Consider the following 14484-nt stretch of genomic DNA (forward strand, 5'->3'; position numbering starts at 1 on the left):
GCAATTCCGGACGGGAAACCGTTTCACAGTTTTCCTGGAATTGCTCTAATTTCACGTTCCGGGTGCTTTTGACCGCCATGCCGAAGACATTGACCTGGCTAACCCCTTTTAGTTGGCTGACGCTTGTCGCGCTCGCGGGCCTTGGCCTCGGCGGTTGCAAAATCCTGCCGACGCCGGTGGCGCAGAGTGAAAACAGCGCGTCTGCCTTTAACCCGGACAAGATGGTCGAGGACATCTGGGCCCCGAAGGTCATCCCCTACCTCAGGCAGAAGGCTGGGCCGTTCGCCGAGGTCCATGCCTTGGCGAAAACCGATCCGGCGGCGGCCGGCGCCAAATACGGCAATCCAAGGAAGCAGGCGAATTCGCCATGGACCTTCGCGGTCCGCGTCGAGGGCAAGATCGTCGCCGCCAACACGCAGTCGCGCGCGGCAACGATGGATGTCGACGTGGACGGCGACGACAAGGCCGATGCGCGCGTCCAGATCGGGCCGGCGATACGCGGCACTGCACTTAGAGACAGCCTCGATTTCGTCCAGTTCAACGACTTCACCAATCAGATCGACTTCGCCCAGTTCGGCAAGGCCTTCAACGCCTATGCCGGTAAGACCGTGCTGTCCAAACTGCCTCGCGAGGCGCTTGAGGGCCGCACCGCCAAGGTGATCGGCGCCTATACGATCGAAGGCGGCCAGGACCTGCCGCTGGTGACCCCGGCGGAGGCCGAGATCGGGCCGAAGCCATGAGCCCCGCTCACGAGGTTATCCTCAAGCTGGAGGACGTCTCGAAGGTTTATGCCGGCACGGTCGCGGTCAAGCAGGCGAACTTCGAGGTGCACAAGGGGGCCGTCAACGTGCTGGTCGGCGAAAACGGCGCCGGCAAGTCGACGCTGATGAAGATCATCGCCGGCGTCGAGCAGCCGACCCTCGGCCGTATCCTGCTCGAAGGCGAAGAGGTTTCCTTCTCCTCGTCGGGAGACGCGGTCGCGCGCGGCATCGGCATGGTGTTCCAGGAGCTGAACCTGTTCGGCAACATGACCGTCGCCGAGAACATCTTCGCCACACGCGAGATCACCAACCGGCTGGGCAAGATCGACCGCAAGGCACAGGAAAAACGGGCGCGCGAATTCCTCGACCGGCTCGAGGCCGGCATCCGGCCCGAGATGCTGGTCGAGGACTTGCGCATCGGCCAGCAGCAGCTGGTCGAGATCGCCAAGGCGGTTTCGCTCGACGCCAAGATCCTGATCATGGATGAGCCGACCTCGGCGCTGAGTGCTACGGAAGTCGAAATACTTTTCAAGGTGATCGCCGACCTCAAGGCGCGCGGCGTCGCCATCGTCTACATCTCGCACCGGCTGGAAGAACTGATCCGCATCGGCGACACCGTCACCGTGCTGCGCGACGGCCGCATCACCGGCCAGGAGGAAATGAAGAACGTCGACACGCAGTGGATCGTGCGGCAGATGATCGGCTCGGATGCCAAGGATTTCGCCAAGGCCGACGGCCACCAGCCAGGCGAGGAAATCTTCCGCGCCGAGGAGATCTGCCTGCCGCGCGTTACCGGCGGACTGGCGGTCGACCATGTCTCGCTGTCGCTGCGCGCCGGCGAAATCCTCGGCATATACGGGCTGATGGGCGCCGGGCGCAGCGAATTGTTCGACTGCATCATGGGTCGCCACGGCCATGCCAGCGGCAAGATCTTCATCGCCGGAAGGCAAGTGAAGGAGCGCGACACGACGCGCCGTATCCAGCGCGGGCTTGCACTGATCCCCGAGGACCGCCAGCGCGAAGGGCTGGTGTCGATCCTCTCGGTGGCCAGCAACCTGACGCTGGCGAGCCTGTCGCGTTTCGTGCGCTTGTTCCACATCCGCGGCGGCGCCGAGCGGCGGGCCGTGATGCAGATGGTGCGGGAACTCGCAATTAAGGTAGCCGACCCGGCGCAGGAAGTCTCGTCCCTGTCGGGCGGCAACCAGCAGAAGGTGGTGATCGGCAAGGCGCTGCTCACCGGACCGAAAGTGCTTCTGATGGACGAGCCCAGCCGTGGCATCGATGTCGGCGCCAAGGCCGATGTCTTCCGCACCATGCGCAAGCTTTCGCGCGACGGGCTGGGCATCCTGTTCGCCACCTCCGACCTCGACGAAGTGATGGCACTGTCCGACCGCATCGCGGTGATGAGCAATGGCAGATTGACCGGCATGTTCGACCGCACCGAAGCGACGGAGGCGGCGATCGTCGCCGCGTCGGCGCTGGGCCACGGACCGGCCGCACATGGGGAGCAACGCTGATGACTGACATTCCGGCCAAGGCGGCCGCTCCTTCCGCTACCAGCGGCTCCGCGTTGCTGACACTGATGAAGCTCAGGACCTTTATCGCGCTGATCGCGGTCCTGGTGTTCTTCTCGATCGCCGCGCCGAACTTCCTGTCGGCGGCGAACCTGATCCTGATGGCCAAGCACGTGGCGCTCAACGCCTTCCTGGCCATGGGCATGACCTTCGTCATCATCACCGGCGGCATTGATCTTTCGGTCGGCTCGATCGTCGGCCTGTGCGGCATGGTGGCCGGCTATCTCGTGCTCAACGGCATCGACCTGCAGATCGGCTACACCATCTATTTCAACGTCGTCGAGATCGCCCTGATCACGCTTCTGGTCGGCATAGCGATCGGCGCCGTCAACGGGCTGCTGATCACCAGGCTCAACGTCGCGCCCTTTATCGCCACGCTCGGTGTGCTCTATGTCGCGCGCGGTTTCGCGCTGCTGTCCTCCGACGGCCGCACCTTCCCCAACCTGGTCGGCAAGCCGGAACTCGGTACCACCGGCTTCGGCTTCCTCGGCGCCGGCCGGCTGCTCGGCCTGCCGGTGTCGATCTGGATTCTGATCGTGGTGGCGCTGGGGGCTGCCTATCTCGCGCGCTACACCCCGCTCGGCCGGCACATCTTCGCCGTCGGCGGCAATGAGCGGGCGGCGCGGATCTCGGGCGTGCGCGTCAACATGGTCAAGATGTTCGTCTACATGTTTTCCGGCTTCTGCGCGGCGATCGTCGGCCTGATCATCTCCTCGGAGCTGGTGGCCTCGCATCCGGCGACGGGCGAGAGCTTCGAATTGAACGCCATCGCCGCGGCGGTGCTCGGCGGCACCTCGATGTCGGGCGGGCGCGGCACGATCGGCGGCACCATAGTCGGCGCCTTCGTCATCGGCATCCTGTCGGACGGGTTGGTGATGATGGGCGTAAGTTCGTTCTGGCAGATGGTGATCAAGGGGCTGGTCATCATCGTCGCCGTCGTCGTCGACCAGGCGCAGCGCCGGCTGCAGCAGCGCGTCACCCTGATGCAGATGGCCAAGGCGGGTTGAGCATGGCGAGCTTAAGTGGAGCGCTGATCGGCTGCGGCTTCTTCGCCGTCAACCAGATGCATGCCTGGCACGACATAGAGGGCGCTTCGATCGTCGCTATCTGCGACCGCGATCCCGAGCGGCTCAAGATAGTCGGCGACCAGTTCGGCGTGACGCGGCGCTACACCGACGCGGCGGAACTTTTCACCGCCGAGACGCTCGACTTCGTCGACATTGCCACCACGGTCGGCAGCCATCGGCCGCTGGTCGAGATGGCGGCCGCGCATGGCGTTCCCGTGATCTGCCAGAAACCGTTCGCGCCAACGCTGGCCGAAGCCAAGGCGATGGTGAAGGCCTGCGCGGATGCCGGCGTGCCGCTGATGGTGCATGAGAATTTTCGCTGGCAATCGCCGATCCAGGCGGTGCGCGCGGTGCTCGACAGCGGCGAGATCGGCACGCCCTTCTTCGGACGCATCTCCTTCCGCTCCGGCTATGACGTGTTCTCCGGCCAGCCCTATCTGGCGACGGGCAAGCGCTTCATCATCGAGGATCTCGGCATCCATATTCTCGATATCGCCCGCTTCCTGCTCGGCGATGTGTCGAGCCTGACCGCGCGGACCAAACGCATCAACCCGGCCATCGCCGGCGAGGATGTCGCCACGATCCTCATGGACCACGCTGGCGGCGCCACCTCGGTGGTCGATTGCAGTTATGCGACCAAGCTTGCGGTGGAGCCGTTCCCGGAGACGCTCATCGAACTCGACGGCAGCGACGGCACGATCCGGCTGGCGCAAGGCTATCGGCTGACCGTCACCGGCAAGAGCGGAACCAAGGTGAGCGACGTCTCGCCGCCGCTGCTGCCCTGGGCCTCGCGGCCCTGGCACAACATCCAGGAAAGCGTGCTGGCCATCCAGCGGCACTGGGTCGACTGCCTTGCATCAGGCCAGGAACCGGCGACGTCAGGCGCGGACAATCTGAGGACATTCGCCCTGGTCGAGGCCGCCTATGCGGGTGCCGCCAGCCGAGAACCGATGCAGATCGAAGCCTTGCTGAGATGACGGCGGACGCTTTCCAGCTCTACGGCACGCGCGCGGCCGAGCCCAAGCCGGTCACGCTGCGCGTGGGCGCATTGAGCGCGGAACTGGACAACGGCAATCTGCGCACCATCCGCCACGGCGGCACCGAAGTGCTGCGTGCCATAGCTTACATCGTGCGAGACCGCGACTGGGGCACCTATGAGCCTGACCTCACGGACCTGACCATCGACCAGACGGACGACCGTTTCTCCGTCAGCTACGCGGCAAGCTGCCTCGGTCCGGGCGGCAGCCGGCTCGGCTTCCACGCCACGATCGAAGGCTCCGCCGACGGCAGGCTGGTCTTCGATGTGACCGCGCTCCCCGAGAGCGATTTCGAAACCAACCGCTGCGGCTTCTGCATCCTGCATCCGATCGCCGGCCTCGCCGGCAGCCCGGTGACGGTCGAGCACACCGACGGCAGCGTGGTCGAGACGGAACTCCCCGATCTGATCGACCCGTGGCAACCGTTCAAGGATTTGCGCGCCATCACGCATCAGGTCCGGCCCGGCGTTGTCGCGCAATGCCGGATGGAAGGCGACGCATTCGAGATGGAGGACCAGCGCAACTGGTCCGACGCCTCGTACAAAACCTATGTGCGGCCGCTGGCGCTGCCATGGCCGTATGTGCTGCCGGCCGGGCAGGCGCTGCGCCAGACGATCAGCCTGCGCATCACCGGCGATCCCAATGTGCCTGCCTCGGCGGCGCCGGCCGAACCGGTCCGCGTCGAGCTCGGGCAAGCCGGCGCGAAGCTGCCCGATATCGGCATCGTGGTCTATCCGGAGGAGATAGAGGCGGCACTTGCCGACCTGCCGTTGCTGCGAGGGCTCGGTCCCCGGCAACTGCTTTTCCACTTCGACCCGACGCGTGGTCACGGCCTCGAGGCGCTGCGCGCCCATGCCCGGCTGGCGGCCGCCTATCCTGTTTCGACGACGCTGGAGTGCGTGGTCGCTTGTGACGGCGATCTGGACGCCGAACTTTCCGAGATCGCCGACATGGTGCGCCGGGCAGGCCTGCGGCTCGACGCCATCGCGGTGTCGCCTGCGGTCGACCGGCAATCGACGCCGCCGGGCAGTGCCTGGCCGGCATGCCCACCGCTCGAGGACGTCTACGCGGCCGCCCGCCGGGGCTTTCCCGGCCTCCGCCTCGGCGGCGGCATGTTCAGCTATTTCACCGAACTCAACCGCAAGCGCGTTCCAGCCGGCCAGCTCGATTTCATCACCCACTGCACCAATCCGATCGTGCACGCCGCCGACGATCTCAGCGTGATGCAATCGCTGGAGGCGCTGCCCTTCATCACCCGGTCCACGCGGGCGATCTTCGGGACAAAGCCGTACCGGATCGGACCATCGACGATCGCCATGCGCCAGAACCCTTATGGCGGCGCGACCAAGGACAATCCTCAGGGACAGCGCATCGCCATGGCGAACCGCGACCCGCGCCACGCCGCGCAGTTCGCCGCCGCATGGACGATCGGCTATGCCGCGCGGGTCGCGCCGGCGGGACTGGAGATGCTGACTCTGTCCAGTTTCGCTGGACCGTTCGGCGTGGTCGCGGGATCGGGCGAATCCGCCGCAGAGGGATCGCCGCGGCCGATTTTCCAGGCCATTGAAGGGCTTTGTGAGTTGGCCGGGCTGACGCATGTTTCCGCCACGACGAGCGACGAGACGCGGGTCCTGGCGCTGGCCGGCCGCTCCGCGTCGGGCGAGACCATCGTCTGGCTGGCGAACCTGACACCGAACGACATGCGGGTCGACGCTTCCGCGCTTGGCCGGGGCGATCTCGTGATGTCTCCCTATGCGATTACCAGGATCGGTTACTTCTCGGAATTCATCACATAGAGCGCACGCGAGCGCTCGAGGTGCTTAATCATCGCCTTCTCGGCGCCGTCGGCATCCCCGTGCTCGATGCGGTCGATGATCTCTTCGTGCTCGGTCAGCGTGTATTTTTCCTTGCCGGTCCAGATCAGCATTTCGGTGTGGTATTCCTTCAGCCAGCCCAGTGTGGCTTCGCTGACGGCGACATAGATCGGATTGCCTGAAATGGACGCGATCTGGGTATGGAATTTCATGTCGGCGGAGATGAAGGCTTCGGAATCGCCGCGCGCGGCGCGCTGCTCGGCCACGGTCGCCTTCAGCAATTGCACATCCTCTGATTTGGCCCTTTCCGCGGCTTCCCTGACCATGCCGCGCTCGAAGAAGATGCGCGCGGTCTTCAGGTGCTCCAGCGTGTCCCGGGACGAGGACAGGATGATCTTGGCCGCACCGTCGACCTGCCTGATGATCGACTTGGCGGTCAATTGCAGCACCTTGGCGCGCTCGCCATGCGAGATGGCGACCAACCCCATATTGCTCAGCGCCTGCATGGCCTCGCGTATCGCCGGCCGGCCGACCTCGAAGCGCTCCATCAACTCGCGCTCGGACGGCATGTCGTCGCCCGGCTGCAGTTCGCCGCTGGTGATCAGCCGCTTCAGTCTTGCAAAGACTTCGTCGGAAAGTTTGCGCCGGACGATCGGCTCCGAACGGTTCATCGTGACGAATCACTCCCTGGCCGGTTCCTGTTTAGCATTCCCGGCAGGATTACCGGAATGCCCGCGCCTGGAGCGGGTTCGCTCCAGCTTTGCGGCAGCCCACCCACTCTTGCCGAGGCGTGGATATTTCTTGCAATACTTATGTACTCATTATACCAGATTTCCTGCGCGACGAAACTTTTTTCGAACCTTTTTCGAGCGGCGGACTGATCATGATCACGCTTACTTATCGCATCGAAACCTCTGGCAGCATCGAGGCGCTGGCCGCCAAGATCGCCAGCGACCAGTCGACCGGCACCTTCGTCGCGCTGCCGGGCGAGACCGAGGAGCTGAAGGCGCGCGTGGCGGCGCGCGTGCTGGCGATCCGGCACCTGCCGGATGCCACGCAACCCTCTCTCCCCGGATCCGGCAGCGGGCCCTTCCGGCGCGCCGATGTCGACATCGCCTTCCCCTTCGACGCCATCGGCACCGACCTGTCGGCACTGATGACCATTGCCATTGGTGGCACCTATTCGATCAGGGGCCTGTCCGGCATCCGCGTCATCGACATGAAGCTGCCGGAACAATACCGGGGTGCCCATCCGGGTCCACAGTTCGGCGTTGCGGGCAGCCGCGGGCTGACCGGTGTCGAGGGCCGCCCGATCATCGGTACCATCGTCAAGCCGGCGCTTGGTCTCAGGCCGCACGAGACGGCCGCGATGGTGGGCGAACTGATCGAGGCCGGCGTCGATTTCATCAAGGACGACGAGAAGCTGATGAGCCCTGCCTATTCGCCGCTGGCGGAGCGGGTGAAGGCGATCATGCCAGGGATTCTCGACCATGAGCAGAAGACCGGCAAGAAGGTGATGTATGCCTTCGGCATCTCGCATGCCGATCCCGACGAGATGATGCGCAACCACGATCTTGTGCTCCAAGCCGGCGGCAATTGCGCGGTCGTCAACATCAACTCGATCGGCTTCGGTGGCATGGCTTTTCTGCGGAAGCGTTCCGGCTTGGTGCTGCATGCCCATCGCAATGGCTGGGACATTCTCACACGCCACCCCGGCCTCGGCATGGACTTCAAGGTCTGGCAGCAATTCTGGCGGCTGCTCGGCGTCGACCAGTTCCAGATCAACGGCATCGGCTCGAAATATTGGGAGCCGGACGATTCCTTCATCCGCTCCTTCGAGGCAGTGACGACGCCGCTGTTTTCATCAGACGATTGCGCGCTGCCCGTGGCCTGCTCGGGCCAATGGGGCGGCCAGGCACCCGAAACCTATGAGCGCACCGGCCGCACGGTCGACCTCCTCTACCTCTGCGGCGGCGGCATCGTCAGCCATCCGGACGGACCCGGTGCCGGCGTGCGGGCCGTGCTGCAAGCCTGGCAGGCGGCGGTCGAGGGCATTGCGCTGGCGGACTATGCCCGCGATCACATCGAACTGGCCCGATCGATCGAAAAGTTCGGCGACGGCAAGGCAGCATGAGCATGGCCGCGCAAAACCTGCTCCTCAGTTATTATGGCGACGACCTTACCGGTTCGACGGACGTCATGGAGGCGCTTGAGCTCGGCGGCGTTCCGACGGTGCTGTTCATGAACCAGCCCGATCCGTCCTTGCTGGCGCGATTTTCGCATTGCCGCGCGGTTGGATTGGCGGGCACCAGCCGAAGCGAAACGCCGCAATGGATGGAGGAAAACCTGACGCCGGCCTTCGAATGGCTGAAAGGCCTCGGGGCGGCGATCTGCCACTACAAGATCTGCTCTACCTTCGATTCCAGCCCGGCGGTCGGCAGCATTGGCCGCGCCACCGAAATCGGCAGGCGTATTTTCGGCCGAGCGAGCGTGCCGATGGTGGTCGGGGCGCCGCAGCTCAAGCGCTACACCGCCTTCGGCAATCTCTTCGCGGCATTCCGCGGCGCGTATTTCCGCATCGACCGGCATCCGGTGATGAGCAGGCATCCGGTGACGCCGATGGACGAGGCCGACCTGCTCATCCACCTTTCGCGCCAGACCAGCCTAAGTTCCGGTCTGGTCGACCTGGCGGCGCTGCAGGCGGACGATCTTTCGCAAACGGTCGATCAGATCCTGCGAGACAAGGACATCGTCCTGTTCGACGTCGATAGCCTCCGGACTCAGCAGCGGGTCGGCGAACAGCTTTGGCGCATCCATGAAAAGGGCCATGGTTTTGTCGTCGGATCCTCCGGCGCCGAATATGCCTTGCTTGCCGAGTGGGCCGCCAAAGGCATCGTGTCGGGGCATGCGGCATTCGCGTCGCCCGGTCCGGTGGATCGGCTCGCCGTGGTGTCGGGCAGCGTCTCGCCCACCACGGAAAAGCAAATCCGCCACGCACTCGCCCACGGGTTCGACGGTATTGAGATGGATGCGATGCGGCTGGTCCGCGAGGGCGCCGGCGAAGCGATCGAGCAGGCGGTCGCGGCCGGGCTGGCGAGCCTTGCCAAGGGCCGCAGCGTCATCCTCTACACCGCGCTTGGTCCACAGGCCGATCGCGGCGCCGAGATCGACCGGATCGAGGGCGCCCGGAACACGCTCGGGCGGGCCCTGGGGACCATCCTGCGCCGTCTGATCGCCGAGCAGAAACTCAAGCGCGCGGTGATCGCTGGTGGCGATACGTCCAGCCACGCGCTCGGACAATTGGCCATCGACGCGCTGACCGTGCGCATGCCGTTGCCGCAATCGCCGGGATCTCCGCTCTGCGTCGCCCATGGCGGCGGTGAAATCGACGGTCTTGAGATCGCACTGAAAGGCGGCCAGGTCGGCACCGACGCCTATTTCGAGACGATCCGGCTGGGAAGCTAGTCGACGAGCCAAGCCGTTCAATACAACGGCTTGCCCATGTGCTTCGGCGTCGGCCACTGCGCCGTGATGCCGGGTTGCACTGGCCGTTCGAGGTAGGTCGCCAGAACCACGTAGCTGCGCGTCGAGGTGACGCCGGGTGTCTCGTAGAGACGCAACAGGAGGCCTTCGAGCGCCTTGGTGTCCTCGGTGCGCACCTTGAGCAATACGCATGTATCGCCGGCGACGGTGTGGATCTCCTCAACCTCGGGATATTCCGAGATCGCCATCAGTTCCGGGGTCTTGCCCCAGCCGCTGGTGTCTATGTGAACGAAGGTGAGCAGCGGCTTTCGCACCGCGTTGGGATCGATGATGGCGGCCGTGTTGCGAATGGCGCCGCTGCGCCGAAGCCGCTTGACGCGCTCGTGCGCTGCCGGCGGCGACAGGCCGACGCGATCGCCGAGTTCGGCATAGCTGACGGTCGCGTCTTCGACGAGAACGCCTAATATTTTTCGGTCGGTCGCGTCGACATCCCGGGCCGCCGGCCTGTTCCGCGGAATGCCATCTGTTTCTTCATCCATAGCGGTATTCCCGATTGTCACGGAATTTAATACGGCCATTATGATGATATGTCGAACAACGATCAAGCTACAGCCTTGGGCGCGGACACCAGGCCGCCCATCCCGGCCCTCGCTTATCTCTTGACCGGGTGCATCGCCGTGATCGGCTCGAATTCGCTTGTGCTAGGTCCGATCGCTCCGGCAGTGGCCGTGTCGTTCTCGACCAGCGTCCCCATGGTGATGATGGCGGCGGCCGCGTTCGGCCTCGGCACATCCGCGAGCGCCCTGTTCCTGGCACGCCATATCGACCGGCTCGGCGCGCGGCGGATGCTGCAGGCGGCCTTGCTGCTGCTGGCATTGGCCTTGGTCGCCAGCGCGGTCGCGCCAACGGTGAGCGCGCTGGTTGCCGCGCAGCTTGTCGCTGGGATCGCCGCTGGCGTCGCCATGCCGGCAATCTATGCCAGTGCCGCGGCCATCGCCCCGCCTGGGCGGGAAAGCGGCACGATCGGCGTGGTGCTGACCGGGTGGACGCTCAGCATGGTGGCCGGCGTTTCGCTGTCGGCGGTGCTTGCCGATCTCGTGCACTGGCGCGCCGTCTTTGTCGCCGTGGCCGTGCTGGCGGCGCTGGCGCTTGGCGGCCTCAGCGCATCGTCGCTCCCGGATGTCCGGAAGGCCGGACCGGCGCCCGCCCCGCTGGCGGCGTTGAACATCCCCGGCATTGTGCCGCTTCTCATCGCATGCGGCGCCTTCATGACCGCCTTCTACGGTGTCTATGGCTACCTTGGCGACCACCTCCACAGCGGGCTGGGGCAGCCGGTCAGCGCCAATGGGCTGGCGGCCCTCGCCTATGGCGCGGGATTTGGCACGGCGGCGCTCTTCGACGGCATCATCGACCGGCTGGGCGCCCGACGCGTCATGCCCTTTGCATACCTTCTCGTCGCCATCGTCTACGTGGCGATCGCCGCGACCAGCGGCAGCTATGGCTTGACGCTCGCCATGGTGGCTGCCTGGGGACTTGCCAATCATTTCGGGCTGAACGTGCTGGTGATGCGCCTGTCGGCGCTCGATCCGTCGCGGCGGGGCACGATCATGGGGCTGAACAGCGCGGTGACCTACCTCGCGGTGTTCGTCGGCACCACCGGCTTCGGGCCGCTCTATTCCGGCTTCGGCTTCGCCACATGCGCGGCAGTTGCGGCCTTGCTGATGCTGGTTGCCGCTGGCGCGGCGGCATGGCGCACACGCTAGAACGATCCGCCTGTTGCATTGCTCCAGTCGGCACAACGTGATTGGCCAAGGGCACCTGCTGCGTTGACAGCGGCCCCACCATCCTTCCATACAAAGCGCGTTAATGTTCTCAGGGCGGGGTGAAAGTCCCCACCGGCGGTAACGGTTTCGGCCGAAGCCCGCGAGCGCTCTCCGCTATCGGAGAGGTCAGCAGATCCGGTGTGATTCCGGAGCCGACGGTTAGAGTCCGGATGAAAGAGAACGAAACGGAAGACGGACCGCCCCGGCGGGCCGGATTTCGTATCGTGCGTCCTGATTCTGGTTCGAAACGGAAGGATGGACCCATGAATCAGCATTCCCACAAAGACTATGAAACAATCCGCGTCGCCGTCATCAGGGCGCGCTGGCATGCCGACATCGTCGACCAGTGCGTGCAAGCCTTTGGGGCGGAACTGGCCGAGATTGGCGGCGGACGCTTTGCCGTCGACATCTTCGACGTGCCCGGCGCCTACGAAATTCCGCTCCATGCCAAGACGCTTGCCGGGACCGGCCGCTACGCCGCGATCCTCGGCACGGCATTCGTCGTCAATGGCGGCATCTACCGGCACGACTTCGTCGCCAACGTCGTTATCGACGGCATGATGAACGTGCAGCTGTCGACCGGCGTGCCCGTGCTTTCGGCGGTGCTCACGCCCCACAATTTCCACGACAGCGCCGAGCATCATCGCTTCTTCTTCGAGCATTTCACGGTCAAGGGGAAGGAAGCGGCAAACGCCTGTGTGCAGATACTCGCCGCGCGGGAAAAGATCGCGGCCTGAAGCGCCGCTGCCGGGGTGGAAATCCCGGTAACGGGCTGTAGTATCTCGGGAAATACTGAGTTCGGGAGAATGCCGGTGCAGACCAAGAAGATCATCAATGACGGCAACCGTGCCGTCGACGAAATGCTCGAAGGGATCCTCGCCGCACATCCTCGCCACCTCAGGAGCGCGGACGGCAGTCCGCGCTCGATCATCGCCCGCGATGGACCACGGTCCGGCAAGGTCGGGCTGGTGATCGGCGGCGGCTCCGGCCACGAGCCGACCTTTCTCGGCTTTGTAGGCAAGGGGCTGGCCGACGCGGCGGCTGTCGGCAACGTCTTTGCCTCGCCGCCGCCCGATCCGATCGTCGAATGCACCAAGGCGGTCAGCGGCGGCGCCGGCGTGCTGTTCATGTACGGCAACTATGCCGGCGACGTGATGAATTTCGACATGGCGGCCGAAATGGCCGCCATGGACGACATCGAGGTGCGCACGGTGCTGACCACCGACGACGTCGCCTCGGCGCCGCGTGACCAGCGGCGGAAGCGCCGTGGTGTCGCGGGTAATTTCTTCATCTTCAAGGCGGCCGGTGCCGCCTGCGACCTGATGCTCTCCCTCGACGAATGCGAGCGCGTCGCGCGCAAGGCCAACGACCGCACCTTCACGATGGGCGTGGCACTGTCGCCCTGCTCGCTGCCGCAGACCCGGCGGCCGAATTTCGAGATCGGCACGGACGAGATGGAAATCGGGATGGGCATCCATGGCGAACCCGGCATCGCCCGCGGCAAGCTCGGGACCGCCGACGAAATCACCGACGCGATGCTAGACAAGATTTTCGCCGAGATGGCGCCGAAGCGCGGCGACAAGGTCGCGGTGCTGGTCAATTCGCTGGGTTCGACGCCGCTGATGGAGCTCTACATCATGAACCGCCGGGTCAAGCAGAGGCTCGACGCCATCGGCGTTTCGGTCCACGCGACCTGGGTCGGCAATTACTGCACGTCGCTGGAAATGGCCGGCGCTTCGGTGACGCTTTTCCATCTCGACGAAGAATTGCAGGCGATGCTCGACCACCCCTGCGACTGCGCCATGTTCCGTGCCGGCTGAGGAGCGCTCCATGACCATCGCCGCGTTCGACCTGAAAAGAATGTTCGATGCGATCGCCGTGGCGATGGAAGCCGACAGGGACCGGCTTTGCCAGCTCGACGGCGTCATCGGCGACGCCGACCACGGCATTGCCATGGCGCTCGGGTTCAACGCCGCGCGCGATGCTCTGGCATCGCTCGACCTTGCGGCGGCCGAGCCGACCGCGCTCCTCAACGCCGCGGCGAAATCGTTTCTCAATGCCGTCGGCGCGTCCTGCGGCCCGCTCTATGCCACCGCCTTCATGCGCGCCGCCGCCGCCGTCAAGGGCAAGGCGACGCTGGCGGATGCCGATGTCGTCGCGCTGCTGCAGGCCATGGCGCAAGGCATCAAGGATCGCGGCAAGGCCGAAACCGGCGAAAAGACAATGGTCGACGCCTGGCAACCGGCGGCGGAAGCGGCCGGCGCCAGCAATGCAGCAGGAAAAAACCTTGCCGAAAGCCTCCAGGCCGCTTTTGCCGCCGCCGAGCGCGGCGCGGAATCGACCAAGGACATGATCGCCGCCAAGGGCCGCTCGTCGCGGCTCGGCGAGCGCTCGCTCGGCCATATCGATCCCGGTGCGGCTTCGGCCGTCACCGTCATCGGTGCGATGCGCGACAGTCTCGCTTAGCCCTTCGCCGCGTCGAGCTTGTCGATCGCCTGGACGTTGCCGGCCGACGGTCCCTTCTCGTCGAACTCCGAGGCCAGCCAGGTATCGACAATGGCCTTGGCCAGTTCCGGGCCGATGACGCGGGCGCCCATGGTGATGATCTGGGCGTTATTGGATTTCGCCGCGCGTTCGGCCGAATAGGTGTCGTGGGTGAGTGCGGCGCGGATGCCCGGCACCTTGTTGGCCGAGATCGAGACGCCGATGCCGGTGCCGCAGAACAGGATGCCGCGATCGTTCTCACCGTCGACGATCGTCTGGGCAAGTTTCCGCGACAGGTCGGCATAGAAGCCGGCCTGGCTGAGATCGCTGACGGTGAGCCCCGGCTTGGTCGCCAGATGCGCTGATATGACGTCGAGCAGCGGCTTGCCGGCGCTGTCGGCTCCAATGGCTATTTTCATTTTTTGTCCTTTCCAGTTCGAT

At 65.0% G+C, this 14484-nt stretch carries 14 protein-coding genes and 1 riboswitch; of the genes, 11 read left to right on the forward strand and 3 right to left on the reverse strand.

Going from position 1 to position 14484, the window contains the following annotated elements:
* Window positions 1-77 precede the first annotated feature (77 nt).
* Genes LB555_RS17175 through LB555_RS17195 form a run of 5 tightly spaced genes read left to right on the forward strand, consistent with a single transcriptional unit; the run spans window position 78 to window position 6235 of the window.
* Window positions 78-740 (forward strand): DUF2291 family protein, encoded by a 663-nt coding sequence (locus LB555_RS17175; protein WP_015318944.1) that lies wholly within the window; start codon window positions 78-80, stop codon window positions 738-740.
* Entirely contained in the window at window positions 737-2278 is a 1542-nt protein-coding gene (locus LB555_RS17180; RefSeq protein ID WP_224683326.1) for a sugar ABC transporter ATP-binding protein, read from the forward strand. The genes LB555_RS17175 and LB555_RS17180 overlap by 4 nt, the downstream gene beginning before the upstream one ends.
* Window positions 2278-3342, forward strand: a complete 1065-nt coding sequence (locus LB555_RS17185) for an ABC transporter permease (RefSeq protein WP_224683327.1) — start codon at window positions 2278-2280, stop codon at window positions 3340-3342. Before LB555_RS17180 ends, LB555_RS17185 begins: the two co-directional genes overlap by 1 nt.
* A 2-nt stretch (window positions 3343-3344) precedes the next feature.
* Window positions 3345-4379 carry a Gfo/Idh/MocA family protein gene (locus LB555_RS17190; RefSeq protein WP_224683328.1) on the forward strand — a complete coding sequence of 345 codons (1035 nt, stop codon included), beginning with the start codon at window positions 3345-3347 and terminating at the stop codon, window positions 4377-4379.
* On the forward strand, window positions 4376-6235 hold the full coding sequence (locus LB555_RS17195) for a hypothetical protein (protein ID WP_224683329.1): 1860 nt from the start codon (window positions 4376-4378) through the stop codon (window positions 6233-6235). Before LB555_RS17190 ends, LB555_RS17195 begins: the two co-directional genes overlap by 4 nt.
* Here LB555_RS17195 and LB555_RS17200 read toward each other — a convergent pair.
* Complete coding sequence (locus LB555_RS17200) at window positions 6211-6924, reverse strand: transcriptional regulator NanR (protein WP_224683330.1); 714 nt, start codon at window positions 6922-6924, stop codon at window positions 6211-6213. The genes LB555_RS17195 and LB555_RS17200 overlap by 25 nt on opposite strands.
* A gap of 212 nt (window positions 6925-7136) precedes the next feature.
* On the opposite strand from LB555_RS17200, the gene oiaX reads away from it, so the two are divergent.
* A complete protein-coding gene (gene oiaX, locus LB555_RS17205) occupies window positions 7137-8387 on the forward strand; it encodes a 3-oxo-isoapionate-4-phosphate decarboxylase OiaX (RefSeq protein WP_140661500.1) in 1251 nt (416 codons plus the stop codon).
* 2 nt (window positions 8388-8389) lie between these two features.
* Window positions 8390-9718: a four-carbon acid sugar kinase family protein gene (locus LB555_RS17210; RefSeq protein ID WP_140715166.1), complete on the forward strand. Its 1329-nt coding sequence runs from the start codon at window positions 8390-8392 to the stop codon at window positions 9716-9718.
* Window positions 9719-9735: 17 nt separating this feature from the next.
* Here the strand turns inward: LB555_RS17210 and LB555_RS17215 are convergent, their stop codons facing one another.
* Window positions 9736-10275, reverse strand: a complete 540-nt coding sequence (locus tag LB555_RS17215; RefSeq protein ID WP_015318952.1) for an Lrp/AsnC family transcriptional regulator — start codon at window positions 10273-10275, stop codon at window positions 9736-9738.
* A gap of 48 nt (window positions 10276-10323) precedes the next feature.
* On the opposite strand from LB555_RS17215, the gene LB555_RS17220 reads away from it, so the two are divergent.
* The 4 genes from LB555_RS17220 (at window position 10324) to dhaL (ending at window position 14025) form a co-directional block, all read left to right on the forward strand.
* Window positions 10324-11499 carry an MFS transporter gene (locus tag LB555_RS17220; RefSeq protein ID WP_224683331.1) on the forward strand — a complete coding sequence of 392 codons (1176 nt, stop codon included), beginning with the start codon at window positions 10324-10326 and terminating at the stop codon, window positions 11497-11499.
* 101 nt (window positions 11500-11600) lie between these two features.
* Window positions 11601-11745, forward strand: a riboswitch (FMN riboswitch).
* 77 nt (window positions 11746-11822) lie between these two features.
* Entirely contained in the window at window positions 11823-12296 is a 474-nt protein-coding gene (locus LB555_RS17225; protein WP_224683332.1) for a 6,7-dimethyl-8-ribityllumazine synthase, read from the forward strand.
* 75 nt (window positions 12297-12371) lie between these two features.
* Entirely contained in the window at window positions 12372-13379 is a 1008-nt protein-coding gene (locus LB555_RS17230) for a dihydroxyacetone kinase subunit DhaK (protein ID WP_224683333.1), read from the forward strand.
* 10 nt (window positions 13380-13389) lie between these two features.
* A complete protein-coding gene (dhaL, locus tag LB555_RS17235; RefSeq protein ID WP_140661504.1) occupies window positions 13390-14025 on the forward strand; it encodes a dihydroxyacetone kinase subunit DhaL in 636 nt (211 codons plus the stop codon).
* Here dhaL and LB555_RS17240 read toward each other — a convergent pair.
* Window positions 14022-14462, reverse strand: coding sequence for an RpiB/LacA/LacB family sugar-phosphate isomerase (locus tag LB555_RS17240; RefSeq protein ID WP_015318957.1), 441 nt, complete (start codon window positions 14460-14462; stop codon window positions 14022-14024). The genes dhaL and LB555_RS17240 overlap by 4 nt on opposite strands.
* Window positions 14463-14484: the final 22 nt, after the last annotated feature.

Source organism: Mesorhizobium sp. BR-1-1-10 (assembly GCF_020165595.1).
In the GTDB taxonomy this organism is placed as follows: Bacteria; Pseudomonadota; Alphaproteobacteria; order Rhizobiales; family Rhizobiaceae; genus Mesorhizobium; species Mesorhizobium australicum.

Excerpts from the sequence above, each read along its gene's own strand:
- LB555_RS17175 (WP_015318944.1), top strand. The coding sequence starts at position 78 with ATGCCGAAGACATTGACCTGGCTAACCCCTTTTAGTTGGCTGACGCTT.
- LB555_RS17180 (WP_224683326.1), top strand. The coding sequence starts at position 737 with ATGAGCCCCGCTCACGAGGTTATCCTCAAGCTGGAGGACGTCTCGAAG.
- LB555_RS17185 (WP_224683327.1), top strand. The coding sequence starts at position 2,278 with ATGACTGACATTCCGGCCAAGGCGGCCGCTCCTTCCGCTACCAGCGGC.
- LB555_RS17190 (WP_224683328.1), top strand. The coding sequence starts at position 3,345 with ATGGCGAGCTTAAGTGGAGCGCTGATCGGCTGCGGCTTCTTCGCCGTC.
- LB555_RS17195 (WP_224683329.1), top strand. The coding sequence starts at position 4,376 with ATGACGGCGGACGCTTTCCAGCTCTACGGCACGCGCGCGGCCGAGCCC.
- LB555_RS17200 (WP_224683330.1), bottom strand. The coding sequence starts at position 6,924 with ATGAACCGTTCGGAGCCGATCGTCCGGCGCAAACTTTCCGACGAAGTC.
- oiaX (WP_140661500.1), top strand. The coding sequence starts at position 7,137 with ATGATCACGCTTACTTATCGCATCGAAACCTCTGGCAGCATCGAGGCG.
- LB555_RS17210 (WP_140715166.1), top strand. The coding sequence starts at position 8,390 with ATGGCCGCGCAAAACCTGCTCCTCAGTTATTATGGCGACGACCTTACC.
- LB555_RS17215 (WP_015318952.1), bottom strand. The coding sequence starts at position 10,275 with ATGGATGAAGAAACAGATGGCATTCCGCGGAACAGGCCGGCGGCCCGG.
- LB555_RS17220 (WP_224683331.1), top strand. The coding sequence starts at position 10,324 with ATGTCGAACAACGATCAAGCTACAGCCTTGGGCGCGGACACCAGGCCG.
- LB555_RS17225 (WP_224683332.1), top strand. The coding sequence starts at position 11,823 with ATGAATCAGCATTCCCACAAAGACTATGAAACAATCCGCGTCGCCGTC.
- dhaL (WP_140661504.1), top strand. The coding sequence starts at position 13,390 with ATGACCATCGCCGCGTTCGACCTGAAAAGAATGTTCGATGCGATCGCC.
- LB555_RS17240 (WP_015318957.1), bottom strand. The coding sequence starts at position 14,462 with ATGAAAATAGCCATTGGAGCCGACAGCGCCGGCAAGCCGCTGCTCGAC.